This is a genomic window from Pseudokineococcus basanitobsidens (assembly GCF_037482545.1).
Lineage (GTDB): Bacteria > Actinomycetota > Actinomycetes > Actinomycetales > Quadrisphaeraceae > Pseudokineococcus > Pseudokineococcus basanitobsidens.
The window spans coordinates 20,100-44,933 of the sequence record NZ_JBBIAA010000011.1 but is presented as its reverse complement, the minus strand read 5'-3'; the positions used below and the strand labels follow the sequence as shown (position 1 = coordinate 44,933).

Below are 24,834 nucleotides of genomic sequence, written 5' to 3'. Positions count from 1 at the left end.
CTCGAGCGCCCCCCTCGAGCGCCCCCCTCGAGCGCCCCTGGGCACGGCCCCACCGAGCCGGGGCTTTGGCAGGATGGGGTCCGGGCGGCGCGGACGGCGTCCCGGGCGGAGGAGGGCGCGGTGACCGAGCGCGGGGACGGCCCTGCCGGTCGGGCTGCTCCGGCCGGACGGGCCCGGCTGGCCGCCCTCGCCCGCCGGGTCCTGGCCGCCGACGGGGTGCGGCTGCACACCGGCACGGCCGAGCTCGCGGCAGACGTCCTCCTGCGGGCCGCCGCGGACGGGCCTCTCGTCGTCGACGACGCCGTCGCGGACGCCCGGACGTGCACCGCCCCGGAGGTGGCCGCGGGCGTCGTGGGAGCGCTGCTGGCCGTCCCGCTGCGCTCGTCGGGACGGGTCGTGGGCGCGCTCGCCGTCCACAGCACCGCGCCGCGCCGGTGGGGCGACGACGAGCGCGACCTGCTCGAGGAGGTCGCCGCCGCCGTCGTCACCGGGGAGCAGCGCAGCGAGCTCGCGGACGAGGTGGCCAGCGGCCGGCTGCGGTGGGGGCTGGCCATCGACGCGGCCGGCGTGGGGGGCTTCGACCTCGACCTCGTCACCGGGGAGCTCGCCTGGGACGACCGGCTCATCGCGATGTTCGGGTACGACCCGAGCAGCTTCGGCCGCCGGCGCGAGGACTTCGTCGGCCGGCTGCACCCGGAGGACCGGCAGCGGGTCGAGGACGCCATGGCCCGGGCCGCGAGCACGGACGGCGAGTACGACGAGCTCTACCGCATCGTCCTGCCCGGCGGCGAGGTGCGCTGGATCCAGGCGCGGGGCCGCGTCGCCCGCGAGGGCCCCGCGGCCCACCTCGTCGGCGCGGCCTACGACACGACCGACGCGGCGGGTGCCGAGGTGGGCGTGCGCCGGGTCCTCGAGGCGATGCCGGCGGCCTTCTGCGCCCTCGACCGGGACTTCCGCTTCACCTACGTCAACGCCGAGGCCGAGCGGCTGCTGCAGCGCGAGCGCACCGAGCTCCTCGGCGGGTCGCTGTGGGCGCTCTTCCCCGCCACGGTGGGGACCAGCTTCGAGCGGGAGTACCGGGACGCCGTCGAGAGCGCCCGGCCGCGCTCCTTCGAGACGTACTACCCGGCCCCGCTCGACGGCTGGTTCGAGGTCCGGGTGTGGCCGGTCCCCGACGGCCTGTCCGTGTACTTCCTCGACGTCAGCGAGCGCCGCGCCGCCGCCGAGCGGCAGGCCCGGGAGGCGGCGCGGCGCGAGGTCCTCTCCCAGGTCAGCACGGAGCTCGCCGTCACGCTGGACCCCGAGAAGGCCGTCGCCCGGCTCGCCCGGCTGGTGGTGCCGGTCCTCGCGGACTGGAGCGTCGTCACGCTCGTCCGCGACGACGGGACCCTGCAGGACGTCGGCTCCTGGCACGCGGAGGAGGACCTGCGCCCGCTCGTCGCCCGGTACGCCGAACGACGGCTGGAGGCGCTCGAGGACTCGAGCTTCCTCGACCGGGCCCTCGCCACGGGCCTGCCCGCCGTCATGCCCGACCCCGCCTCGTCCTCGGTCGCCGGCGTGCTGCGCCCGGGCGTCGCCCGGGACCTCGTCACGCACCTGGCGCCCCGCTGGGCCGGGGTCTTCCCGCTCGTGGCCCGGGGCCGGACGCTCGGCCTGGTGACGCTCTTCCGCGGGCCCGACCGCGAGCCGGCGGGCGCCGCGGACCTAGCCGCCGTCCGCCAGCTCGCCGAGCGCGCGGGCACGGGCCTCGACAACGCCCGCCTCTACCGGGTGCAGCTGGGCCTCGCGGAAGAGCTGCAGCGCAGCCTGCTCACGGCGCCGCCGGCGCCCGACCACACCGAGATCGCCGTCCGGTACGTGCCGGCCGCCGAGTCCGCGCGCGTCGGCGGCGACTGGTACGACGCCTTCCTGCAGGCGAGCGGGGACACGGTCGTCGTCATCGGTGACGTCGTGGGCCACGACACCGCCGCGGCGGCCTCGATGGGTCAGATGCGGGGGCTGCTGCGGGGCATCGCCTTCCACAGCGGCGCGGGCCCGGCGGAGACCCTCGCCGGTCTCGACGCCGCGATGGAGGGGCTGCTCCTGGAGACGACGGCGACGGCCGTGGTGGCCCGCGTGGAGCAGACGCCGGAGATGCGGGCCGAGGGCCTCACCCGGCTGCGCTGGTCCAACGCCGGCCACCCGCCGCCCATGCTCGCCACGCCCGACGGCCAGGTGCACCAGCTGCTCGCCCGCCGCACCGACCTGCTCCTCGGCATCCTGCCCGGCACGTCGCGGGTCGAGGGCGAGGCCGTCGTCGACCGCGGCAGCACGCTGCTGCTCTACACGGACGGCCTCGTCGAGCGTCGTGACCAGGGCCTGCAGGAGGGCCTCGTCCGGCTGCGGCGCGAGCTCGCCGACGTCGCGCACCTGCCGCTGGAGGAGATGCTCGACGCGCTCCTCGTCCGCCTCCTGCCCGAGCCCGGCCACGACGACGTCGCGCTCCTCGCCGTCCGCCTGCACCCCCAGGACGAGCCCCGCCCGCCCGAGGCCGGGCCCGAGGTCGTCCCGCCCGAGGTGCCGCCCGACCCGGTGGCCTGACGGCGGGGTCGGCGGGATCGGCGGGACGTGGGTCCCGCCGATCCCGGGCGTCGAGTCCGACGTCGCGCCGGCGACGGCCGGGACCTGACCTGCGACGCGTCGGACTCGCGCACCGACGTCGGACGCGCACCTGGTCGGCGGCGCGCGCCTCTACGGTGCGCCCGTGACCGACGACGAGGTCTTCGCCGAGCTCGCGCGACGCCTGCGGACCTTCGAGGACCCGGACGTCGTCTACGTCGACGGAGCCTTCGTCCTGCACAGGTACCGGGACGAGGCGCTCGACCCGCCGCTGCACCTGCACGTCCGGCCGGCACAGCTGGCCGCGTACGTCCGCGTCGACGAGGACACCCGGGACGCGCTGTGGCCGGACGCCTCGCTGGAGGACGCCGGGCTGAACCTCTTCCTCGTCCACGTGGACGAGACGTGGGACACGAACCACGACCCGGCGCGACGCCACCTCGTCCTCGAGCCACGGATGGCCGTCGTCACGGACCCCGCCGTCCCGGACGAGCCGCCGGCCCGGGCGCCCGTGCCCGACCTCGACCCCGACGGCGAGTACGTCTGGGTCGCGTCGACCGACAGGCCGTGGCCCGCCGACGACGGCCCCGCCGCGGACGGCGGGCCGCGCGAGGGCGCCGGCACGAGGCGGCAGGGCTGGGTCCTCGCCGCCTGGCTCGACGCCGAGGCGGCCTACGCCGACGGCCACCTCGCCGACGCCACGCTGCAGTACCTGCAGGACTGCGCCTCGACGGAGCTGGGGGTCGGCGTCGAGGGGGGGCTCGGGCCGTGGCTGGAGGCGCACGGCGGCGCGGACGTCGACCTGCGAGCGCTCGTCGCGGACGACGCCCGCGCGCAGGCGCTCCTGCGGCACCTGCTCGCGGCGTAGGTCCGTCGCCGCACCAGAGGGAGCCGGGTCGGACGACGGCAGACCGGACGCCCCGACCTCGGGGCCGGCCGCGTCCTCCGGCGCGGACCCGTGGTACCCACCTGCCGGGACGTCGACGCGGCCCCGCACGTGCGGGGGCCGGGAGGAGCGCGCATGTGCGGGATCACGGGCTGGGTGTCCTTCGACCGGGACCTGAGCGAGCCGGGGCACCGGGCCGACGTCGAGGCGATGACGGCGACGATGGCCTGCCGGGGACCGGACGACGAGGGCGTCCGGCTGCACCGGCACGCGGGGCTCGGGCACCGGCGGCTCGCCGTCATCGACGTCGAGGGCGGCGCGCAGCCGATGTCGGTGCAGACCGACGACGGCGAGGTCACGCTCCTGCACAGCGGCGAGGTCTACGGCTTCGAGGACCTGCGGGCGGAGCTGGTCCGCCGCGGCCACCGGTTCACGACGCGCAGCGACACCGAGGTCGTCCTGCACGGCTACCTCGAGTGGGGCGAGGAGGTCGCCGAGCACCTCGACGGGATGGTCGCCTTCGCCGTCTGGGACGCCCGGGTCGAGCGGCTCCTGCTGGTCCGCGACCGCCTCGGCATCAAGCCGCTCTACTACGCCGAGACGCAGGACGGCGTGCTCTTCGGCTCGGAGTCCAAGGCGCTGCTCGCGAACCCGCTGGGGGACCGCACGGTCGACCTCGACGGCCTGCGGGCCATGGTCAGCCTCACCGTCCCCCCGGGCGCGTCGCTGTGGCGGGGCATGCGCGAGGTGCTGCCCGGCGGCCTCGTCACCGTCGACCGCGGCGGCCTGCGCGAGCACCGGTACTGGACGCTGCGGACCCGGCCCCACACCGACGACCTCCCGACCACCCTCGAGACGGTCCGCTCGCTGCTCGAGGACGTCGTCGCCCACCAGACCGTCTCCGACGTGCCGCGCTGCACGTTGCTGTCCGGCGGGCTCGACTCCAGCGTGCTGACGGCGCTGGCCGCGAAGGCGCTCGCCGGCCGCGGCGAGCAGGTGCGCAGCTTCGCCGTCGACTTCGTCGGCGAGGGCGACGGGCGCGACGCCACGCCCGACAGCCCCTTCGCGACCGAGGTCGGCGAGCACGTCGGCACCCGGCACGAGCGGATCGTGCTCGACCACACCGCGATGGCCGACCCGGCCGTCCGCCGCGCCGTCATCGCGTCGCGGGACAGCCCGGTGACGTGGGGCGACATCGACTCCTCGATGTACCTGCTGTTCAAGGCCATCCGCGAGCACTCCACGGTCGCCCTGTCGGGGGAGGGTGCCGACGAGCTGTTCGGCGGCTACGAGTGGTTCACCCACCCCGAGCGGCGGGCGCACGACAGCTTCCCGTGGATGGAGGTGCTCGTCCGGGGCTCGCAGGCCCAGCTGTCGTCCCGGTTCGCGGGCGACCTGCGGGCGGCCCTGGACCTGCCCGCCTTCGTCGACGCCCAGTACGCCGACGCCGTGGCCGAGGTCGAGCACCTGCCCGGCGAGAGCGAGGAGGAGCGGCGCTACCGCGTCATGTCGTACCTGGCGATCACGCGGATCGAGCGCTCCCTGCTGGAGCGCAAGGACCGGCTCAGCATGGCCGTCGGCCTCGAGGTGCGCGTCCCCTTCTGCGACCACCGTCTCGTCGAGTACGTCTACAACGTCCCGTGGGCCCTCAAGAGCTACGACGGGCAGGAGAAGAGCCTGCTGCGGGGGGCGGCGGGCGACCTGCTGCCCGCGTCCGTGCGCGAGCGCCGCAAGCTGCCCTACCCCGCGAACCCCGACCAGGGCTACACCGGCGCGCTGCTGCAGCAGGGCGCCGACCTCCTCGCCGAGGACCACCCCGTCCTCGACCTCGTCGACGTCACCTGGCTGCGCGACGTCGTGCGCGGCGACCCGGCGACGACGTCGCTGGGCGTGCGCAGCGGCGTCGAGCGTGTCCTCGGCCTCGGCGTCTGGCTGGACCTCTACCAGCCGCGGCTGCTGATCTCCTGACGGCCGCGGCGGTGCTGCGCAGCGGGCACGCCGAGATGGAGGTTCTCGTCACGGAAGGGCACTCCTCATGACGCGAACCTCCATCTCGCCGGTGCGACGGGCGTCGCGCGACCCCCGAGGGGCGTCGCGTGCCCTCGTGCCCGACCGCGGGACCGGTGCCAGGGTGGCGGGGTGAGCGAGAGCAGCAGCCCCGCACCGAGGAGCGACGTCGACGTCGCCGCCCTCCGCGCCCAGGTCCCGGCCCTCGAGGAGGGCATCGCCTTCTTCGACGGGCCGGGCGGCACGCAGGTGCCGGCGCAGGTCGCCGACGCGGTCACGCAGATGCTCGGGTCCGCCGTCTCCAACCGGAAGGGCCCGCACCACGCCAGCCGGCGGGCCGAGACGGCGATCGCCGACGCGCGCCAGGCGGTCGCGGACCTCGTCGGCGGCATCCCCGAGGGCGTCGTCCTCGGTCCCTCGATGACGCACCTCACCTACGTGATGGCGGGCGCGCTCGCGAAGGGCTGGGGCGAGGGCGACGAGGTCGTGCTCACGCGCCTGGACCACGACGCCAACGTCCGCCCCTGGGTGCAGGCGGCCGCCCGCGCCGGGGCGTCCGTGCGGTGGGTGGACGTCGACCCGGCGACGGGCGAGCTCGTCGACCCGCTCGCGGCGATCACCGGGCGCACGCGCCTGGTCGCCGTCACGGGGGCGAGCAACGCCCTCGGCACCCGCCCCGACGTCGCGGCGATCACCGCGGCCGCCGACGGCGTCGGGGCGACGTCGTACGTCGACGGCGTCCACCTCACCCCGCACGCGCCCGTCGACGTCGCCGAGCTCGGCGCCGACCTCTACGCGCTGTCGGTCTACAAGCTGCTCGGCCCGCACCTGGCGGCCGTCGTCGCCGACCCGGTCCTGCTCGAGGGCCTGCAGCCGGACAAGCTCGTGCCCGCGTCCGACGCCGTGCCGGAGCGCTTCGAGCACGGGACGCCGCCGTTCGAGCTCATGCCCGGCGTCACCGCCGCGGTCGACGTCCTCGCCGGCCTGGTCCCGGGCGCCGACGGCGACGACCGGCGCACGTGCCTCGTGCGCTCCATGGCCGCCCTCGAGGCCTCCGAGGACCGCGTCTTCCGCCGGCTCCTCGACGGCCTCACCGCCCTGGACGCCGTGACGGTCGTCGGCGCGCCCGCGCACCGGACCCCGACCGTCTCCTTCCGCGTCGCCGGGGCCACCCCGCGCGAGACGAACCTCTGGCTGGGATCGCGGGGCGTCGCGGTCTCGGACGGCGACTACTACGCCCGCGAGCTCGTCGTTGCCCTCTCGCTCCGGGAGACCGGCGGCATGGTCCGCGCCGGCGTCGCCCCGTACACGGACGACGACGACGTCGACCGGCTGCTGGCCGCCGTCGCCGAGGTCGCCGACGGCGCCCGGGCGTGACGGGCCTGCGGACCGCGACGGGCGCCGACGTCCCCGCGGTCGTCGCGCTCGTCCAGCAGGCGTACCGGGGGGAGGCCAGCCGGGCGGGCTGGACGACGGAGGCGGACCTCCTCGACGGGCAGCGCACGGACGCGGCGGCGGTCACCGCGCTGCTCGGGGCGCCGGGCTCGGTGGTGCTGCTGCTCGAGGACGACGGCCGGCTGCTCGCGTGCTGCCACGTCGAGGCGCGCCCCGCCGCGGACGGCGGCACGACCGGCTACGTCGGGATGGTCGCCGTCGACCCGGCGCGCCAGGGCGCGGGCACCGGTCGCGCGCTGCTCGCCGCGGCGCAGGCGCACGCCCGCGACGCGCTGGGCGCCACGCGGCTCGAGATGACGGTCATCGCCCAGCGGGCCGAGCTGATCTCCTGGTACGAGCGGCGTGGCTGGCGTCGCACGGGCGAGCGTCGCCCCTTCCCCTACGGCGACGAGCGCTTCGGCCGTCCGCGCCGCGACGACCTGGAGTTCGTCGTCCTCGCCCACGCCGACGGCTGAGCGGTCCTGAAGTCTCGACCCGTCGGGGCACCGCTCGTCGGGTCACCGGGTCACCGGGTCCCCCGTGAGACCGGGTCAGTCCCCCGGCGAGCGGAAGCAGCTGGCGAGGACGCCCTCGAGCGCCCTCGAGCGCCCGCGTCCGCCGATCGCGCCCGCGCGCTCGCTCTGCCACAGGTGGACGGCGCCCAGCATCCCGGTGATGCTCGAGAGCGCCGTGACGGTGCGCTCCCGCTCGTCGCCGGCGGTCGTGCCGCCACCCCGCCCGTCGGCGTCGGGGCGCTGGGTGTCGGGGTGCTGGGTGTCGGGGTGCTGGGTGTCGGGGTGCTCGACGTCGGGCGGTCCGGCGCCGTCGGGGTCGACGAGACGACGCGTGACGAGCGGGGCGGCCGCGTCACCGGCGGGGCGCAGGTGGTCCGGCGCGTGGACGGCGCCCACCGCGGCCTCCTGCGGACCGGCACCGTCCACGAGGAGGGTCGCGTCGTCGTCCGCCGGCGCCGGCCACGTGAGGGGGTCCGTCCGTCCGTCCCCTCCCCGGACGCCGTCCGCCTGCCCGTCCGCCTGCCCGTCCGCCGCCGCCCGCCCGTCCGCCGGCCCCACGGGGGCGCCCCGCCGCATCCCCAGCGCCACGAAGTCCGCCCACGTGTCCTCGACCTGGCGGGCCACGGTGACGTCGGTGCGCGAGCTGCGGAGCAGGGAGCGCCAGAAGTCCCGGGTCGCCGGGTCGTCCCAGCAGGCCTCGACCACGTCGGCGAGGTAGGCCGCACGCCGGGCGTGCGGGAGGGCGGCCATGGCGGCGAGCTGGGAGTCCACGGCCTCCGGCCGCCGGGTGACGTGGTCGAAGAGCGCCTGCTTGCTGGCGAAGTAGTAGCGGACGAGCGCCGGGTCGCAGTCGGCCTCCCGGGCGATCGACCGGGTCGAGGCGCCGTCGAGGCCGTGGTCGGCGAAGGACCGCAGGGCTGCGTCCGTGATGCGGCGGCGCACCTCGCCGCGGTCGCCGCGGGGTCCTCGCGGCCGGGGGGCGGGCCCGGCGTCGTCGGGCGCCACGTCCCCGCTCGTCGACGGCGTCCCCGGCTCGTGCGACCGCTCGTCCGCCACCGCTCTCCCTCGTCCGCCCGCCGGACCGCCCCGGTCCGGGACGCATCGTCGCCCGAGCGGCGGCCCGGGGGGGACCCGGGGGGCGGCGTGTCGCCCGCGCACCGCGTCCGCCGTAGTCTCCCCGCACGAAGAAGAGCCGACGACTCCGGTGCTCGCACGGCGTGCACCGGCCGGGACGCCCGGGGAGCACGGTGCCAGAGCACGACGAGGACGTAGGCGGCGCGTCGTCCTCGCCCGGCGTCCGGGAGGCGGCCCGGGCCGCGACCGGGCAGGGGGCCCGCGCGGACGCCGTCGTCCCGGAGACGCGCGTGGCCCGCCTCGTCGCGGCGACGGTGGGGGCGGAGCGCGTCGCCGTCACGCTGACGTCCGGCTCGGACCACCGGTCCGTCGTCCGCGGCTCGGACCCCGTGCTGGTCGCCCTCGCCGACCGCGAGCAGTCCGTCGGGCAGGGCCCCACCGTCGACGTCCTCGCCTCGGGCCGCGCCCTGTCGGTACCGGACCTGCACGCGGGCATGGAGCGCTGGCCGGTGCTCCTGACCACCCACGCGTCGTCCCTCGACCTCCGGAGCCTGCTCGTCGTGCCCCTCGACGGCCCGCCGGGGCGGGCGGCCGCGGCCGACGACGTCGGCGGGGTCCTCGTGCTCGCCCGGCAGGACGTCCGGCCGTTCACCACCGTCGACGAGGTGGTCGCGGACCGGCTCGCCGCCCTCCTGTCCGTCATGCTCCAGGCCCGGGCCCTGGACGACAGCGGCCAGGGCGACGCCGGGTCGGGGAACCGGCTCGACGAGGCGCTGGACCCCGCGTCCCAGGTGCTGCCCCTCGCCGTGGGCCGCCTGATGGTGAGCGACGACCTCAGCGAGGAGGACGCCCTCCTCCGGCTCGAGGCTCGCGCCTTCGCGAGCGGCACGTCGGTGTACGACGTGGCCCGCGACGTCGTGACGACCGACCCGCCGCACCAGCGTGCGGAGGGTCGCCCGTCGCCGACGCCAGCTCCGGTCGAGGTCGCCGGCGAGGACGGCCCGGGAGGCGGGCGGGACGAGGACCGGGGGCCCGCGGACGACCGCTGAGGTCGGCCACGGGGCCGTCGGTGCAGGACGGCCTACGAGGACACCGCCCCGCTGCCCCGCCGCCGCCCGACCGTCGCGGCTCGACCGTGCTGCTGCTCCTCGCGGAGGGTCGTCATCGCCCGGAGGAGCTCGAGCAGCTCGAGGCCGGCGGCGCTGCGCTCCGGGCCCACGTCCGTCGCCGCGGTACGGCGCGCGAGCGCCGCATCGGCACGTCGGCGCAGCGACCGACGCGACGACGTCGGCGGCCCGGAGGGCCGGCCGTCCGAGGCCCCGCCGGGCTGTCCCCCGTCGAGGAGCACCTCCGAGGACGACAGGGTCCCACCGGCGCGGCGCAGCCTCTCCCGCTCCGCGCGCAGGAGGGCGAGCACCGCGGGGTCCACGGCGTCGCAGCCGCTCAGGTCGACGCGCACCCGCGGGCCGACGGCCTCCTCCACGCGCCGGACGACCTGGCGCAGCTCGCCGACGAGGGCCGACGAGGCGGTGCCCGCCACCCGGACGAGCGCCGAGGACGAGGAGGGGTCCACCTCGACGACGACCTGCACGCGACCCGCCACTTGGCACCTCCGAGGGATCGGAGACGTGGCCGAGTTCTTCAGCCGGGGAAGAAGTCTCCGACGACCTCCCGGCACGGTCAAGGCTCGGGAGGAGGACGCCGGGTTCCCCGGGAGCCGGGGTGACGGTCGTCCGAGCGCTGGGTACCGGGGTCCGACGCGGGGCCCTCGGTCAGGGGTTCCACGTCGCCGCCCCCGGCCGGCCGAGGAGCTCGCCGAGCTGCTGTCCATGAGCCCCTGGCAGGACTACGGTTCGCCCGCCAGCGCCGCAGGGCGCTGTCCTGCGGGGTCGGGAGAGGAGCCCGCGGACGCCGAGGGAGCCGGCCGGCCCCCGCGTCGGCGGCGGAGGGCGCGCAGCCAGGAGGTCGACCGGACGATGCCACCGCAGGAGGCCCCGGGCGGCCAGACGCCGCCGCCGTCCACCCTCGCGCAGGGTCCCACGCGCCCGGGGGACCGCTCCCGCGCGCTCGCCGAGCTCGCGCGGATCTCGCTGGACCAGCCGCTCGGCGAGGTCCTCCAGCAGGTCGTGGACCTCGCCGTGGAGATGCTGGACGGGGTCCGTGCCCTGTCCGTGACGCTCGTCGACGACGGCTCCACCCGCAGCGCGGCGTTCAGCGACCCCGTCGCCGCGCGGCTCGACGAGCGTCAGTACGAGGACGGCTTCGGGCCCTGCACCGACGCCGCCCGCTCCGGGGGCGTCGTCCGGGTCCGTGACACCGCGCACGAGGAGACGTACCCGGGGTTCGCCGCGCTCGCCCGCCGGTACGGCGTCCGGTCGGTCACCTCGGTGGGCATGCCGTGGGGGGAGCGTGTCGTGGGCGCCCTCAACCTCTACGTCGTCGGGGAGGACCCCCTGCCGGAGGACGAGGTGGAGCTGGCGCGCACCTTCGCCGGCTACGCCGCGGCGGCCCTGGCCAACGCCGCGCTCTACGCCTCGACCGCCGAGCTGGCCGAGCAGATGCAGCGGGCGATGGCGTCGCGCGCCGTCATCGAGCAGGCCAAGGGCGTGCTGGTCGCCGCCCTCGGCGTCGACCCGGAGGAGGCGTTCGCCGAGCTGTCCCGCCGCAGCCAGCGCTCCAACACCAAGCTGCGCGACGTCGCGGCCGAGCTGGTCGCGATGGCGCAGCGACGCAGCGCCGCCCCCCGCGCCCGGTGGGACGGCGCCCGGCGGCACGGCGGCGAGGGTGCCGGCGGCCGCTGAGCCGGCGGGCGCGCGACGGGCACGGCTGGGACGCTCGGGGGATGAGAGCCGCGAGCGTGCAGCGCACCGGCGGGCCCGAGGTCCTCGAGGTGCGGGACGTCCCGGACCCCCACCCCGGTCCCGGCCAGCTCGTCGTCGAGGTGGACGCCGCGGGCGTCAACTTCATCGACACCTACCAGCGCAGCGGCGTCTACCCGGTGCAGCCGCCCTTCGGCGTGGGCCTCGAGGGCGCCGGCCGCGTCGTCGAGGTCGGCGACGGGGTGGGGGAGGACCTCGGCCCCGGCCGGCTCGTCGCGTGGAAGCAGGCGCCGGGCAGCTGCGCCGAGCGGGTCCTCGTCGAGGCGGCCGAGGCGGTGCCGGTGCCCGACGGCGTCGACGCCGAGACGGCCGCGGCGCTGATGCTGCAGGGGCTCACGGCGCAGTACCTGTGCAGCGCGACGTACGCCGTGCGGCCCGGGGACGCCGTGGTCGTGCACGCCGCGGCGGGCGGCGTCGGGCTGCTGCTGACCCAGATGGTCGTGCTGCGCGGCGGGCGCGTCCTCGCGACGACGTCGACGCCGGAGAAGGCGGAGCTCGCCCGCGCGGCGGGGGCCGACGAGGTGCTCGCCTACGAGGGCTTCGCGGCCCGGGCCCGGGAGCTCACCGACGGGGAGGGCGTGGCCGCGGTCTTCGACGGCGTCGGGCGGGCCACCTTCGCCGAGGGGCTCGACGCGCTGCGCCCGCGCGGCGTCATGGTGCTCTTCGGCGGCGCGAGCGGGCAGGTGGAGCCGCTCGACGTCCAGGACCTCAACGCCAAGGGATCGCTGTACGTGACCCGCCCGTCGCTGGCGGCGTACACCCGGACCCGCGCCGAGCTGGAGGAGCGGGCGGAGCAGGTGCTGGGCTGGGCCGCCACCGGGGCGCTCGACGTCCGCGTCGGCGGTCGCTACGACCTCGACGACGTCGCCCGCGCGCACGAGGACCTCGAAGCCCGCCGCACCACCGGCAAGCTCCTGGTCCTGCCCGGCGGGCCGGCCGAGGCCGAGCTGGGCCGCAGCTGACCGGACCCCCCTCACCCCGCGGCCCCGTCAGCCCCCCCGTCACCCGGCAGCTCCCGTCACCCGGCGCTGGGCACCGCCCTCCCGCTGAGCTCGACGAGGTGCCGCAGCCGCTCCACGGCGACCCCGACCGGCTCGAGCGACACCTCGCCGCGGCCCTCGGCGACGCACCGCTCGAGGGCCGCGAGGCCGCAGCAGTCGACGAAGGCGACGGCGGAGGTGTCGACGGCGACGGAGGCGCCGCACCGGACCAGGTCCAGCACGCGCTCGGCGAGCCGTGGGGCCGTGCGGAGGTCGAGGTCGTCGGCCACGCGGACCCGTACGAGGGGGCGGTGGGGGAGGGGGGCCCGGTCGTCGTGGGGCCGTCCGAGCCGCGGGGTTCGGGCGCCGGGGACGGTCCCGCAGGGGGCGGTGCGAGCGGTGCGGGCCTGCTCGGCCCGGGTGCGGGGGGTCCGGCGCGGAGCGGTCATGGCGTCTCCCGAGGTCCTGCGTGCGGCGACCACCGTCCTGGAGGTCACGCGCAGGTCACCACCGCTGCCGGTGACCTGCGTGGGTCCCGGCTGGCGATCACCTGTGACCGGTCGCCGCCGGCTGCTCGCGGCGGGGGGCGAGCCGTTCGACGACCTCGGCGAGGCCGTCCTCGTCGCCGACGTTGCCGGGGAAGACGGCGTAGGGGACGCCCTCGGCGGGGCCGTCGGCGGGCTCCCACAGCGAGACGAGGCCCGGCAGCATCGGCCCGCGGACGACGGCACGCGCGATGCCGAGGCCCCGGACCGCGACGTCGTGCGAGGTGATGCCCCCCTTGGCGACGACGAAGCGCGGTGCGCGCTCGGCCAGGACGCGGGCGACCACCTCCACGACGGCGGCGGAGACCGACCGCGCGAGCGCGAGGCTGCCCTCGGCGTCCCCGGCGACGACGCGCTCCCGGCTGGTCTGGAGGAGGACGTCGCCCGCGGCGAGCCCGGCGACGACGTCGTCGACGGCGGCGGTCAGGGCCCGTGCCCGACGGTCGTCGTCGACGACCGCGGGGACGGGGAGCTCGACGACGCGGGTGCCCGGCCGGGCGGCCACGAGGGCGTCGCGCTGGCGCGTCGTCAGGCCCGTGTGCGAGCCGACGACGACGAGACCGCCCGCGTGCGAGCGGGTCACCGGGGCCGGGAGCGCGACGTCCTCGACGACGGCCGGTGCGTCCTGGCCGACCCGGGCCCGGACGAACGCCGGCCCGGTGCGGTACAGCAGGGTCCGCCCCTCGCCCTCGAGCGCCGCGCAGGCGAGCGCCACGACGAGCAGGTCCGACTGCGCCGCCGCGTCGACCGCGACGACCGCCCCGGGGGCCGCCGCGCGCAGGACCGCGGCCACGGCGTCCGCGCCGCGCCGCACGACGGCTAGGTCGCACGCGACGACGTCCTCGGCGCGCACCCGCCCGGACGTCTTCTCCTGCACCCACTCCGGCAGCCACGAGGCCCGGTAGCCGAAGGTCGCGTCCGCCGCGAACTCGGACTCCCCGACGGGCACCAGGCCACCGGCCTCCCGGGTCCAGTGGGTGCCGCCGACCGTCACGCGTCCGGCGTCGGGGAACGCGGGCACGAGCAGGACGAGGTCCGGGCGCGGGAGGCCCGCCGCGGCGAGCTCGTCGGCCACGACGTCGGTCTCGAGGGGGAAGTGGCCCCGCAGCGTCGAGTCGCTGCGGGACAGGAAGGTGACGCGCTCGCCGCGCTCGCCGGCGGCGGCCAGGGCCGCGCGCACGACCTCCCGGGTCCTCGCGGCGGTCGCCTCCGGGGAGAGGCTGCGGGAGTTGGTGAGCACGTAGAGCGCGCCCACCGCGGCGGCCGAGCCCTCGGCCAGCGCCCACGCGAGGTCGTCCGGCTCCCAGCGGGTGAGGACGGGCAGGCCGGCCACCGACTGGGTCCCGGTGGGGTCGTCGTCGAGGACGACGAGCGTCGTGCCGGCGGCGCGCAGCGCCTGCGCCACCTCGTCGGCGGTGGTCCGCGACTCGGGCGGGGCGTCCGCGAGCAGCTCCTCGACGTCCACGGCTCCTCCTCGTCGACCCGTCGGTGCCGGCGGGTCGACCGTAGACGGGCGGGTCGTCGCCCGGCGAGCCCCGCGAGCCCGTGGACGCCGGCGCGGTCGGGAGGCCGGACCCGGCGGCCGTCCCACCCGTCCGCCGCGGCGCACGGGTGAGGGGCGGGCGCACGGGTGAGGGGGGCGGCCGTCCGGGAGCGGTCCGCGAGGCAGTCACGGGAAACGGCTCCGGAGCGGGCCGTCGCGCGCCGATGATCTGCGGTGTGAGCCCCGTGACCCCACACCCCCCGCGCCCCTCGCTGCGCCGGCCCGCCGCGGTCGCCGTCCTGGCCGCCGCGGCGCTGCTCGCGCCGTCGGCCGCGGTGGCGGCCCCATCGCCTCCCGACGGGGCCGCGGTCGACGCCCTCGCCGCGCTCGAGCCGGAGCTGCAGGACGCGCTCGGGGAGCTGCCCGCTCCCGTGGAGGAGCAGGTGGCGGACGCGCTCGTGCCGCAGGGCAGGGGCACGGCGGTCGCCGTGGCGGTCGAGGCGCCGGACGGCGGCCTGTCGGTGGAACGCCTCGACGTCGCCCCGGCCGAGGCCGCGGACGTCGCGGCGGCGCTCGACGGCGAGGGGCCGGTGGCCGCGGCGTCCGTCGTCGGCACGATGCGCGCCGTCGGGGACGTCGTCCCGGCGCCGGCCGCGACCTCCTCGGCCGCGACCTCCTCGGCGGCGGCCGGCGGCACCGACCCGCTGCGCCCCCAGCAGTGGGGCCTCGACGCGCTGCGCGCCGAGCGCGTGCGGGCGGCCGCGACGGGCACGCCGGTCGTCGCCGTCGTCGACAGCGGGGTGGACGGGACGCACGAGGACCTCGCGGGTGTCGTCCTGCCCGGCACCGACCTCGTCAGCTCCCGTGGCGGCGACGGCTGGCGGGACCTGGACGGGCACGGCACCCACGTCGCCGGCACCGTGGCCGCGGTCGTCGGCAACGGCCGCGGCGGCCAGGGCGTCCTGGACGACGTCCGCGTCCTGCCGGTGCGCGTCCTCGACGCCGACGGCGCGGGGTACACCGACGACATCGCCGAGGGCGTCGTCTGGGCGACCGACCACGGTGCCGACGTCGTCAACATGTCCCTCGGCGGCCCCGGCCAGGACCGGGTGCTGTCCGCCGCCGTCGCGTACGCCGTGGGCCACGGGGTCGTCGTCGTCGCGGCGATGGGCAACGAGGGCCTCACGGGCTCGCCCGTCTCCTACCCGGCGGCCGACCGGGACGTCCTCGCGGTCACGGCCCTGGACAAGGACCGCCGGCGGGCGGGCTACTCCTCCCTCGGCTCCCACGCCGACCTCGCCGCACCCGGGACGGCGGTCGTCTCCACCGTCCCCGGGAACGGCTACGGCTGGTCGAGCGGCACGTCGATGGCCTCCCCGCACGTGGCGGCGGCGGCCGCCGCGCTCGCCGGCGCGGTGCCCGGCGCGAGCGCCGCCGAGATCGCGGACGCCCTGACGGGGACCTCCGCCGACCTCGGCCCGGCGGGTCGCGACACCGCCTACGGCTCCGGCCTCGTCGACCCCGTCGAGGCCCTCGCCCTGCTGCGCGCGAGCACGTCGGTCGTGCCGGCCGCGCCCCGCTCGGCCGCGGTGACCTCCGCCGACCGGCGGGCCGCGGTGTCCTGGCGGGCGCCGTCGACCGCGGGCGGCGGAGGCCGGCCCACCGGCTACGAGGTGGAGGTGCGCGGCAAGGGCCAGCCGCTGCAGCGGGCGGTGCTGGGCGCCTCGGTGACGACGTGGACGGCCACCGGTCTCGTGAACGGCCTGGGGTACGAGGTGCGGGTGCGCGCGACGAACGCCGGTGGCGCCGGCCCCTGGGCGGCGACCGTCGTCGCGCGACCGGCCACGACGCCGTCCGCGCCCGTGCGCCCGGCCGTCCGCGACGGCGACCGCTCGGGCGTCGTCTCCTGGTCGCCGCCGAGCTCCCACGGCGGGTCGGCCGTCACCGGCTACGAGGTGCTCGTGCGCGGCAAGGGGCAGCCGGACCAGCGGTTCGCGACGACGAGCCGCTCCGTCACCGTGAAGGGCCTGGTCAACGGCCTCGGCTACGAGGTGAGCGTGCGGGCGCGCAACGCGAGGGGGCTCGGCCCGGCGGCCACGGTCGTCGCGCGGCCGCGGACGCTGCCCTCCGCCCCGCGCTCGCCGAGCGCCGTGTCGGGGTCGTCCAAGACCTCGGCGCGCACGGTCGAGGTGCGGTGGAGCGCCCCCGGCTCCCACGGCGGGGCGGTGATCACGGGCTACCAGGTCGTGCTGCGGCAGAACGGGACGACCCGCGACGTCACGTACACGGCCGCGAAGGGGGCGACCTCGCTGGGCATCGGCGGTCTGCGGAACGGGACGGGCTACACCGCCGTCGTGCGGGCCGTGAACGCCGCCGGCGTCGGCCCGGCCTCGGCCCGGACGGGCACCGCGACCGCCCGCTGACGCCGACCCCCCGGTGCCGCCGGCGCCGTCGGGGCTGTCGGGGCTGTCGGGGCCGGGCGGCAGGATGCGCCCATGACCTCCTCTGCGCCCGCGACCGCCGACGACCTGGACGGCCCGCGCCCGGACGTCGGCGTCGTCGGCGGCTCCGGCCTGTACGCCCTGCTGGAGGACGCGCAGACCCTGCGGGTCGCGACGCCGTGGGGCGAGCACAGCGACGGCCTGACGGTCGGCACGGTCGGGGACCGCCGCGTCGCCTTCCTGCCCCGGCACGGGAAGGGCCACACGCTCCCGCCGCACCGCATCGGCTACCGGGCCAACCTCTGGGCGCTGCGCAGCCTCGGCGTGCGCCAGCTGCTGACGGTCTCGGCCGTCGGGTCGCTGCGGCCGGAGAACGGGCCGGGGACGCTCGTCCTGCCCGACCAGGTCGTCGACCGCACCTGGGGCCGGGAGCACACCTTCTACGACGGCTCCTCCACCGGCCCGGGCGGGCCGGGCCCGGTGGTCCACGCGCCGTTCGCCGACCCCTACTGCCCGGTCGGCCGCGGCGTCGTCGCCCGGACGGCGGAGGCCGCCGGCGAGCGGGTCGTGGACCGCGGCGTGCTCGTGACGATCCAGGGACCGCGCTTCTCCACCCGCGCCGAGTCGCAGGCCAACGCCGCCGCCGGCTGGTCGGTCGTCGGGATGACGGGCAGCCCCGAGGCCGGGCTCGCCCGCGAGCTGGCCCTGTGCTGCACCGCGCTGACGATCGTCACCGACCTCGACGCCGGGGTGGAGGAGGGCAGCGGCGTCACGCAGGCCGAGGTGCTCGAGGTCTTCGGCCGCACCCTGGCCCGCGTGCGGTCCGTCGTCCTCGACGCCGTGCAGCAGCTGCCCGCCGAGCGGACGGGCTGCGCGTGCGCCGGCGCGCTCGACGGCGTCGAGCTGCCCTTCCCGCTGCCCGGGGACGACGCCGGGTCCACCTCCGGCACCGCAGGGGCGGACGCGTGAGGGTCCTCGTCACGGGTGCGGGCGGGTTCATCGGCCGGCACGTGCTGCGCGAGCTGGCCGGCGCGGGCCACGACCTCGTCGGCCTCGACGCGTGGCTGCCGGCGGCGCACGGCGAGGGCGCGACGGCCGCCGGCGACGACCTGGACGGCGTCGAGGTGGTCGCCGGCGACGTCGCGGACCCCGCGCTGCTGGACCGGCTGCTGCCCGGCGTCGACGCCGTCGTCCACCTGGCGGCGATGGTCGGCATGGGCGTGGACCTGCAGGACATGCCGCAGTACGCGCGGCACAACGACCTCGCGACGGCCGTGCTGCTGGCCGCCATGGACCGGGCCGGCACGGGACGGCTGGTGCTCTCCAGCTCGATGGTCGTCTACGGCGAGGGCGCCTACGCCTGCCCCGAGCACGGCCCGGTCGACCCGGCGCCGCGGCGGGAGCAGGACCTGCGGGCCGGCTCCTTCGAGCCGCCGTGCCCCGTGTGCGGGCGTCCGCTCGTGCCCGGGGTCGTCGCCGAGGACGCACGGCTGCAGCCGCGCAGCGTCTACGCGGCGACGAAGCTCGCGCAGGAGCACCTGGCCGGCGCGTGGGCCGCCGGGACGGGCGGGCGCGCGGTCGCGCTGCGGTACCACAACGTCTACGGCCCCGGGATGCCGCGCGACACCCCCTACGCCGGCGTCGCGGCGATCTTCCGGTCCGCGCTCGAGCGCGGCGAGGCGCCGCGCGTCTTCGAGGACGGCGGCCAGCGCCGCGACTTCGTGCACGTCCGCGACGTCGCCCGCGCCAACGCGCTGGCGCTCGTCGCCGGGGAGGCGGGGCCGGGCGAGGGGGGCGCCCCCGGGCCGGGTGCCCTGCTGCCGGTCAACGTCGCGAGCGGCGACCCGCACACCGTCGGGGAGATGGCGTCCGCGCTGTCGCGGGCGCTCGACGGGCCCGAGCCCGTCGTCACGGGCCAGTGGCGCGCCGGCGACGTGCGCCACGTCACGGCGTCCCCGGCGCGGGCCGAGGAGCTCCTCGGGTTCCGGGCCCGCGAGGGCTTCGAGGACGGGATGGTCGAGCTGGCGCACGCCGCCCTGCGCTGAGCCCCGTCCGCCGGCCCACGCCGTCCGCCGCCCACGCCGTCGCCGGGTCGGGGCGCGTCACCAGGGGCTGTTGACGAGCGTCCCCACGACGACGGCGGTGACGACGTTCGCGCCGACCCACCAGCGGGCGTCGCGGACCGGCAGGAGCGCCGCGGCCAGCCCCAGCCAGCAGGCGAAGGGCAGCCAGATCCGCTCGACCTCGCCCTTGGACATGCCGGTGACGTCGGCGAGCAGGACCGCCGCGGCGACCGGCAGCACGAGGAGCAGCAGCGGCCGCGTCGACGCGCGGGCGGCCAGCGCCGGGCGCGCGAGGCGGGCGAGCCCGGCGACGGCGGCGGGACCGAGCGCGACACCGAGGGCGACGAGGTTCGCCCACACGAAGTAGGCGGCGGGGCGCTCGCTGGCGACGCCCTGGTACATCCGCTCCCGGACGAGCGGCAGCCCCTCCCACCAGGCGAACCCCAGCGCCCACGAGGTGCCGAGCACGGCGAGCACCCCCGCCGTCGCGACGAGACCCGGCGCGAGGGCGGCGCGGACGCCGCGGCGCAGCAGCACCGCGGCGGCGAGGGGGCCGGCGAGGACGAGGCCGTAGGACAGCAGGAGGGCCGCGCCCAGCAGCAGCCCGCCGCCGGCGGCCGCGACGAGCCGCCCCCGCCGTGGCTCGCCCGCGAGCACGAGGAGCAGGACGCCGACCGCCGTGACACCGGCGAAGGCGGCGTCCAGCGCTGCGGCCGACCACAGGGCCGCCGGTGCGAGCGGAAGGACGAGCGCGGCCCGCCGCGCCGCGGCCCCGCCGCCGAGCACGCGCAGCGCCGCGAGGGGCGCCGCGACGGCCAGCGCCGCGCCGACCAGGCACACCGCGACGAGCCAGCCCGCGCCGTCCAGCCCGACCCGGCCCGGCAGGCTCGCGAGCAGGAGAGCGCCCGGCGGGTGGGAGGACACGTGCGTGGCCCACTCGGTGCCGTCGCCCGTCTGGACGATCCGGTCGGCGAAGGTCCGCAGCAGCCCGGGGACGTCCTGCGCGCGGTCGGTGTCCGCCAGGTAGTCGTGCTGGCTGCGCAGCGGGAGCGAGAGGTCGTCGACCCCGCGGCGCAGCGCCAGGGCGAGCGCGAACAGGGCCGCCAGGGCGCCGGCGAGCAGCGGCAGGACGCGCACGGGCGCTGCGCGGCAGACCTGCGGCCACCAGCGGACGGCCGCGGCGCCCACCACGAGCGGGGCGAGCAGCCAGAGGCCGGGCGCGGGGTCGAGCTCTCCCGTCAGCGGCCCCGGGCCGCCGGACAGCCGCAGCGGGACCCCGCGGGCGAACAGGACGCTGCTGACCGCGGTCGCCAGCACCAGGACCGCGACCGCGACGAGCGCGACCCGCCGGTCCGAGCGCCGTGTCGGCGCGGTGCCCCGGTGCCGCTCCAGGACGCGGGACGCGCGCGTCCCGGTCCCCTCGCCGCGCAGCGCCACCCCCCGACAGTAGGTCGACGGCGCGGCCCCCGGCCGCCGACCCGGCCGCCGACCCGGCCGGGGGCCGGTCGGGGGCCGGTCGGGACCGGGGCGAGGTGCGTCGGGGGGCAGGTCGAGGGGTGGTCGGGCCCGGTCCGCGGATCCGGATGCCGGTGACGGCCCCCGTCTGCCTAGAGTCCGAGGGTGATCGACGTCGTGCTCCCGTGCCTGGACGAGGCCGAGGCCCTCGCCTGGCTGCTGGGCCGCTTCCCCCCGGGCTTCCGACCGCTCGTCGCGGACAACGGCTCGACCGACGGGAGCCGTGAGGTGGCCGCCGCCGCCGGGGCCGAGGTCGTCGAGGTGCCGCAGCGGGGGTACGGGGCCGCCGTCCACGCCGGGCTGGTCGCCGCGACGTCGGACGTCGTCGCCGTCATGGACGCCGACGGGACGCTCGACCCCGCCGACCTGCCGCTCGTCGCCGCGCCGGTCGTGCGCGGCGACGCCGACCTGTCCTGCGGGAGGCGCCGCCCCACGAGCCGCGCGGCGATGCCGCTGCACTCGCGGGCGGGCAACGCCGTCCTCGCGGCGCGGCTGCGCAGCGCCGGCGGCCTGGGCGTGCGCGACGTCGGTCCGCTGCGGGTCGGGCGGCGCGCCGCGATGCTCGACCTCGGGGTGGCGCACCGGCGATCGGGCTACCCCGTCGAGCTGCTGCTGCGCGCCGGCGCCGCCGGCTGGCGCGTCGTCGAGGTGGACGTGCCCTACGGCCCGCGTCGCGGCGGCCGGTCCAAGGTGACGGGCGACCTGCGCGGCTACGTGCGCGCCGTCGGCGACATCGGCGGTGTCCTGCGCGAGGTCCGCGGCACCGCTCCCCACGCCCCCGGGCGGACGGCGTGAGGGGGGACGGCGTGAGGGGGGACGGCGTGGAGGAGGACGGCGTGGAGGAGGACGGCGTGCGCGGGACGGTCGTCGTCCTCGCGAAGGCCCCCGTGCCGGGGCGGGTCAAGACGCGGCTGCACCCGCCGCTGAGCCTCGAGCGGGCCGCGGACCTCGCCGCCGCCGCCCTCGCGGACGTGCTGGCCGCCGCGACCGGGACCGGCGCACGCGTCGTCCTCGCGCTGGACGGCGCCGTGGCGGACGTCCCGGGCGGCGTGCCCGACGGCGTCGTCGTCGTGCCCCAGGTCGACGGCGGCCTCGACCGGCGGATCGCGGGCGCCGTCGCCGCGGCCGCCGACGCCGACGCCGCGCGGGTCGGCGGGGCGGACGCGGGGGAGCCGGTCGCGCTCGTCGGGATGGACACCCCGCAGGTGGTCCCGGGGCAGATCACGGCGGCGCTGGCGGCCGTCGGGGACGGCGGCGCCGACGCGGCGCTCGGCCCCGCCTTCGACGGCGGCTGGTGGGCGCTGGCCCTGCGCCGGCCGCACGACGTGCGCCTGGTCCTGGACGTGCCGACGTCGCGCGACGACACCGGTGCCCTCACCCTCGCCGCCCTGCGCGCCGGCGGCCTCGACGTCGCCCGGCTGCCCGAGGCCCGCGACGTGGACGCGTGGGAGGACGCGCTCGCCGTCGCGGCGCAGGCCCCGGGCACGCGCTTCGCCGCCGCGGTCCGGGCGGCCGCCGCCGAGCTGCCGCCCGGCTCCGCCGAGGACGTCGCGTGACCGTCGTCGGCACCGGCGTGCACCCGATCGACCTCTACGACGAGGCGCTGCGCGGTGCCCGCGACGGCTCCGGCGTCCGCTGGCGGTGGCGCTCCCACGACGGCTCGGTCGCAGAGCTGCCCGTGCTCACCTGGTCGGCGGACCTCGACGACGCCGACCGGCTCGTCGTCGAGCGCTGCACCGGCCCCGCCCTGGACGTCGGGTGCGGACCCGGCCGTCTCGCCGCGGCGCTGACCGGCCGGGTGCCCGTGGCGCTCGGCATCGACGTCTCGCGGGAGGCGGTGCGGCTCACCCGCCAGCGCGGCGGGTCGGCGGAGCGCCGGGACGTCTTCGGGAGCGTCCCGGGGGCGGGCACGTGGCAGCACGTGCTGCTGGCCGACGGCAACGTCGGCATCGGCGGGGACGCGGTCGCGCTGCTGCGGCGGGCCGGCGAGCTCTTGGCGCCCGGCGGCGAGGTGGTCTGCGAGGTCGGCCCGCCCGGCTCGCCGACCGGGCCCGCGCTCGTCCGGCTCGAGGCCGACGGCCGCGCGAGCGACTGGTTCGGCTGGGACCGCGTGGCCTGCGACGACGTCGAGCGCGTCGCCGGTCAGGCGGGGCTCGTCGTCGTCGACGCCTTCTCCGCCCCGTCCTCGGGGGGCCGGCGGTGGTTCGCGTGCCTCGTGGCGTCGTGAGCGCGTCGACGAGGTCGACCCCGACGACGGGCGGGGAGGAGCACGAGTCCTTCGTGCAGCGGCGCTTCACCTCCCGCCTGCACGAGCCGCGCACCGCGGCGCTGCTCGGCACCTGGCTCGGCGTCGCCTTCGGCACGTGCTTCCTCACCGGCGTCGCGAGCCACCTCGTGCAGCACCCGACGTGGTGGACGACGTGGCCGACCCGCCCGGTGTCGCTGTACGCGATCACGCAGGGCGTGCACGTCGCGACGGGCCTCGCGAGCATCCCGCTGCTGCTCGCCAAGCTGTGGACCGTCTACCCGCGGCTGTTCGCCTGGCCGCCGGTCAGCGGGGTGCTGAACGCGCTCGAGCGCGGCTCCCTGCTCGTCCTGGTCGGCGGGTCCGTGATGCAGCTCGTGACCGGGCTTGCGAACATCAGCCTCTGGTACCCGTGGCCGTTCTTCTTCACGACGACGCACTTCTGGACGTCCTGGCTCGTCATCGGGGCGCTGCTCGTGCACGTCGCGACGAAGCTCGTCGTCGCCCGCGCGCACCTCGGGCGCGGCCGACCGCGGGAGGAGGGCGCGGGCCCGGACCGGCGCCGCTTCCTCACCGGGGTGGTGCTCGCCGCGGGCGCCGTCACCGTCGCCACGGTCGGCCAGACGCTGCACCTCCTCCGCCCGGTGAGCCTGCTCGCGCCGCGGGTCGCGACCGTCGGGCCGCAGGGGCTGCCGGTCAACAAGTCCGCCGTCTCCGCCGGCGTCGAGCAGGCCGCAGCCGAGCCGGGCTACGAGCTCGCCGTCGACGGGGCCGCGCCGTTCACGCTCACGCGCGCCGACCTGCAGGCGATGGAGCAGCACACCGAGGACCTGCCGATCGCCTGCGTCGAGGGCTGGAACGCCCTCGGCACGTGGACGGGCGTGCGGGTGCGGGACCTGCTCGAGCGGGCGGGCTGGGACGGGACGAGCGACGTGCGCGTCGAGTCGATCCAGACGGGCAGCCGCTACTCCTCGTCGCTCCTCCCGGCGGGCCACGCCCGCGACCCGCGGACGCTGCTCGCCCTGCAGCTCGGCGGCGAGGAGCTGGCCCTCGACCACGGGTACCCGTGCCGGCTCATCGCGCCGACGCTGCCCGGCGTCATGCAGACGAAGTGGGTCGCCCGCCTGGCCCCGGTCACGAGCGGGGCGACGGCGTGAGCGTCGTGCCCTGGGGTCGGCGGCCGGTCGAGGAGGTCCCGGCCCCGCCGGTCGTCCTCGGCCGGGGGGTGCGGACGGCGCGGGTGCTGCTCGTCGTCGTGGGCGTCGCGGTGATGGCCTTCGGCGTCCTCGGGTTCGTCCTGGACGCGGGGGACACCGGACCGGTGGCCTCCTGGGTCGTGCTCGCCGCCTTCGCCGTCGGCCACGACGCCCTCTTCGCGCCGGCCGTGCTCGTGGTGGTCGCCGTCGCGTCGCGCCTCGTCCCGGACCGGGCGGTCCCGGTGGTCCGGGCCGCGCTGCTGGTCAGCGGCGCGCTCGCGCTCGTCGCACTGCCCCTCGTGCTCGGGCTCGGCGACGACCCGTCCGAGCCCTCGGCGCTGCCGCTCGACTACGGGCGCAACCTGCTCGTCTCCCTCGCCGTGGTGTGGGCGGTCGCCGCCCTCGCGCTGCTCGTGCCGCGGCGTGGTCGTCGGCGTGCGGCCGAGCTCGAGGGCGCTCGACCCCCGCGAGGGTGAGCAGCGGTCCCCTCCCGACGAGCCCGTGCAGGCCTGCGACGTCGCTCCGGACGCACCCGAGCCGTCCGCCCGTCGGGTCGGGCGTCGCGGCGGCCGCGGGACCTCCGGACGAGGTCCGGTGACGCGGCGGGCGAGTCCCGGGACACGTCTCCTGACCGGGATGGAGGTCCGGACAGGGCCGCCGGCACGCGGGCGGTCCAGCACTCCCAGCGGACGCCCCTACGACGACGCCCACGGGCACGAGCTCGCGGACGAGGCCGAGCGCCAGACGCCACCGCAGGTCCGCCGCGGCCGACCGCCTCTGGGGTCGACGGTCGGCGGACACCCGCCGCGGCCGTCCACGCGCGTCGTCCCGCAGGACGTCGAGGACGCGGTGCGCTGCTGCCGACCGCGAGGGTGTGACGCCGGCTCGGTGGCTTCGTGACGCCATCCCGCAGCGACTGGTCCGAGGCCAGGTCTCCGGTGCTGTCGCCGACGGGCGCGCCCACCGTGGTGCC

General features: G+C 78.1%; 21 protein-coding genes. 16 read left to right on the top strand and 5 right to left on the bottom strand.

Annotated features, from left to right (window positions below; genetic code table 11):
- Nucleotides 1–120: 120 nt before the first annotated feature.
- The 5 genes from WDZ17_RS10785 (at nucleotide 121) to WDZ17_RS10765 (ending at nucleotide 7,401) form a co-directional block, all read left to right on the top strand.
- Entirely contained in the window at nucleotides 121–2,580 is a 2,460-nt protein-coding gene (locus WDZ17_RS10785; RefSeq protein WP_339575159.1) for a SpoIIE family protein phosphatase, read from the top strand.
- 163 nt (nucleotides 2,581–2,743) lie between these two features.
- Nucleotides 2,744–3,466, top strand: coding sequence for a hypothetical protein (locus WDZ17_RS10780; RefSeq protein WP_339575158.1), 723 nt, complete (start codon nucleotides 2,744–2,746; stop codon nucleotides 3,464–3,466).
- A 153-nt stretch (nucleotides 3,467–3,619) separates the two neighbouring features.
- Nucleotides 3,620–5,452 carry an asparagine synthase (glutamine-hydrolyzing) gene (gene asnB / locus WDZ17_RS10775; RefSeq protein ID WP_339575157.1) on the top strand — a complete coding sequence of 611 codons (1,833 nt, stop codon included), beginning with the start codon at nucleotides 3,620–3,622 and terminating at the stop codon, nucleotides 5,450–5,452.
- A 171-nt stretch (nucleotides 5,453–5,623) separates the two neighbouring features.
- A complete protein-coding gene (locus WDZ17_RS10770; protein ID WP_339575156.1) occupies nucleotides 5,624–6,868 on the top strand; it encodes a cysteine desulfurase-like protein in 1,245 nt (414 codons plus the stop codon).
- Nucleotides 6,865–7,401, top strand: coding sequence for a GNAT family N-acetyltransferase (locus WDZ17_RS10765; protein ID WP_339575155.1), 537 nt, complete (start codon nucleotides 6,865–6,867; stop codon nucleotides 7,399–7,401). Before WDZ17_RS10770 ends, WDZ17_RS10765 begins: the two co-directional genes overlap by 4 nt.
- 75 nt (nucleotides 7,402–7,476) lie before the next feature.
- Here WDZ17_RS10765 and WDZ17_RS10760 read toward each other — a convergent pair whose 3' ends face one another.
- The gene (locus WDZ17_RS10760; RefSeq protein ID WP_339575154.1) at nucleotides 7,477–8,496 is read right to left on the bottom strand and encodes a TetR/AcrR family transcriptional regulator; all 1,020 of its coding nucleotides are present in this window, start codon (nucleotides 8,494–8,496) and stop codon (nucleotides 7,477–7,479) included.
- Nucleotides 8,497–8,687: 191 nt separating this feature from the next.
- Here WDZ17_RS10760 and WDZ17_RS10755 point away from each other — a divergent pair, with 191 nt between their 5' ends.
- Nucleotides 8,688–9,563: a GAF and ANTAR domain-containing protein gene (locus WDZ17_RS10755; RefSeq protein WP_339575153.1), complete on the top strand. Its 876-nt coding sequence runs from the start codon at nucleotides 8,688–8,690 to the stop codon at nucleotides 9,561–9,563.
- Nucleotides 9,564–9,595: 32 nt separating this feature from the next.
- Here the strand turns inward: WDZ17_RS10755 and WDZ17_RS10750 are convergent, their stop codons facing one another.
- Nucleotides 9,596–10,117, bottom strand: coding sequence for a hypothetical protein (locus WDZ17_RS10750; RefSeq protein ID WP_339575152.1), 522 nt, complete (start codon nucleotides 10,115–10,117; stop codon nucleotides 9,596–9,598).
- Nucleotides 10,118–10,490: 373 nt separating this feature from the next.
- On the opposite strand from WDZ17_RS10750, the gene WDZ17_RS10745 reads away from it, so the two are divergent.
- Together WDZ17_RS10745 and WDZ17_RS10740 are read left to right on the top strand one after the other, a co-directional pair.
- The gene (locus WDZ17_RS10745; RefSeq protein ID WP_339575151.1) at nucleotides 10,491–11,315 is read left to right on the top strand and encodes a GAF and ANTAR domain-containing protein; all 825 of its coding nucleotides are present in this window, start codon (nucleotides 10,491–10,493) and stop codon (nucleotides 11,313–11,315) included.
- Between the two features lie 41 nt (nucleotides 11,316–11,356).
- Complete coding sequence (locus WDZ17_RS10740; RefSeq protein WP_339575150.1) at nucleotides 11,357–12,355, top strand: quinone oxidoreductase family protein; 999 nt, start codon at nucleotides 11,357–11,359, stop codon at nucleotides 12,353–12,355.
- A 56-nt stretch (nucleotides 12,356–12,411) separates the two neighbouring features.
- Here the strand turns inward: WDZ17_RS10740 and WDZ17_RS10735 are convergent, their stop codons facing one another.
- Together WDZ17_RS10735 and WDZ17_RS10730 are read right to left on the bottom strand one after the other, a co-directional pair.
- Nucleotides 12,412–12,663, bottom strand: a complete 252-nt coding sequence (locus WDZ17_RS10735) for an STAS domain-containing protein (RefSeq protein ID WP_339575149.1) — start codon at nucleotides 12,661–12,663, stop codon at nucleotides 12,412–12,414.
- A 256-nt stretch (nucleotides 12,664–12,919) separates the two neighbouring features.
- A complete protein-coding gene (locus tag WDZ17_RS10730; RefSeq protein ID WP_339575148.1) occupies nucleotides 12,920–14,383 on the bottom strand; it encodes a four-carbon acid sugar kinase family protein in 1,464 nt (487 codons plus the stop codon).
- Between the two features lie 254 nt (nucleotides 14,384–14,637).
- On the opposite strand from WDZ17_RS10730, the gene WDZ17_RS10725 reads away from it, so the two are divergent.
- The 3 genes from WDZ17_RS10725 (at nucleotide 14,638) to WDZ17_RS10715 (ending at nucleotide 18,887) form a co-directional block, all read left to right on the top strand.
- Nucleotides 14,638–16,824 carry a S8 family serine peptidase gene (locus tag WDZ17_RS10725; RefSeq protein WP_339575147.1) on the top strand — a complete coding sequence of 729 codons (2,187 nt, stop codon included), beginning with the start codon at nucleotides 14,638–14,640 and terminating at the stop codon, nucleotides 16,822–16,824.
- Nucleotides 16,825–16,896: 72 nt separating this feature from the next.
- Complete coding sequence (locus WDZ17_RS10720) at nucleotides 16,897–17,811, top strand: S-methyl-5'-thioadenosine phosphorylase (RefSeq protein WP_339575146.1); 915 nt, start codon at nucleotides 16,897–16,899, stop codon at nucleotides 17,809–17,811.
- The gene (locus tag WDZ17_RS10715; protein ID WP_339575145.1) at nucleotides 17,808–18,887 is read left to right on the top strand and encodes an NAD-dependent epimerase/dehydratase family protein; all 1,080 of its coding nucleotides are present in this window, start codon (nucleotides 17,808–17,810) and stop codon (nucleotides 18,885–18,887) included. The genes WDZ17_RS10720 and WDZ17_RS10715 overlap by 4 nt, the downstream gene beginning before the upstream one ends.
- A 57-nt stretch (nucleotides 18,888–18,944) precedes the next feature.
- Here WDZ17_RS10715 and WDZ17_RS10710 read toward each other — a convergent pair whose 3' ends face one another.
- On the bottom strand, nucleotides 18,945–20,342 hold the full coding sequence (locus tag WDZ17_RS10710) for a hypothetical protein (RefSeq protein ID WP_339575144.1): 1,398 nt from the start codon (nucleotides 20,340–20,342) through the stop codon (nucleotides 18,945–18,947).
- 183 nt (nucleotides 20,343–20,525) lie between these two features.
- On the opposite strand from WDZ17_RS10710, the gene WDZ17_RS10705 reads away from it, so the two are divergent.
- Genes WDZ17_RS10705 through WDZ17_RS10685 form a run of 5 tightly spaced genes read left to right on the top strand, consistent with a single transcriptional unit; the run spans nucleotide 20,526 to nucleotide 24,337 of the window.
- Entirely contained in the window at nucleotides 20,526–21,215 is a 690-nt protein-coding gene (locus tag WDZ17_RS10705; protein WP_339575143.1) for a glycosyltransferase family 2 protein, read from the top strand.
- Between the two features lie 11 nt (nucleotides 21,216–21,226).
- Nucleotides 21,227–21,976 (top strand): TIGR04282 family arsenosugar biosynthesis glycosyltransferase, encoded by a 750-nt coding sequence (locus WDZ17_RS10700; protein ID WP_339575142.1) that lies wholly within the window; start codon nucleotides 21,227–21,229, stop codon nucleotides 21,974–21,976.
- The gene (locus tag WDZ17_RS10695; protein ID WP_339575141.1) at nucleotides 21,973–22,647 is read left to right on the top strand and encodes a methyltransferase domain-containing protein; all 675 of its coding nucleotides are present in this window, start codon (nucleotides 21,973–21,975) and stop codon (nucleotides 22,645–22,647) included. The genes WDZ17_RS10700 and WDZ17_RS10695 overlap by 4 nt, the downstream gene beginning before the upstream one ends.
- Nucleotides 22,644–23,822 carry a molybdopterin-dependent oxidoreductase gene (locus WDZ17_RS10690; RefSeq protein ID WP_339575140.1) on the top strand — a complete coding sequence of 393 codons (1,179 nt, stop codon included), beginning with the start codon at nucleotides 22,644–22,646 and terminating at the stop codon, nucleotides 23,820–23,822. The genes WDZ17_RS10695 and WDZ17_RS10690 overlap by 4 nt, the downstream gene beginning before the upstream one ends.
- A complete protein-coding gene (locus WDZ17_RS10685; protein WP_339575139.1) occupies nucleotides 23,819–24,337 on the top strand; it encodes a hypothetical protein in 519 nt (172 codons plus the stop codon). The genes WDZ17_RS10690 and WDZ17_RS10685 overlap by 4 nt, the downstream gene beginning before the upstream one ends.
- Nucleotides 24,338–24,834: the final 497 nt, after the last annotated feature.

Coding starts and splice junctions, on each gene's coding strand:
- WDZ17_RS10720 (WP_339575146.1), top strand. CDS start 16,897: ATGACCTCCTCTGCGCCCGCGACCGCCGACGACCTGGACGGCCCGCGC.
- WDZ17_RS10745 (WP_339575151.1), top strand. CDS start 10,491: ATGCCACCGCAGGAGGCCCCGGGCGGCCAGACGCCGCCGCCGTCCACC.
- WDZ17_RS10740 (WP_339575150.1), top strand. CDS start 11,357: ATGAGAGCCGCGAGCGTGCAGCGCACCGGCGGGCCCGAGGTCCTCGAG.
- asnB (WP_339575157.1), top strand. CDS start 3,620: ATGTGCGGGATCACGGGCTGGGTGTCCTTCGACCGGGACCTGAGCGAG.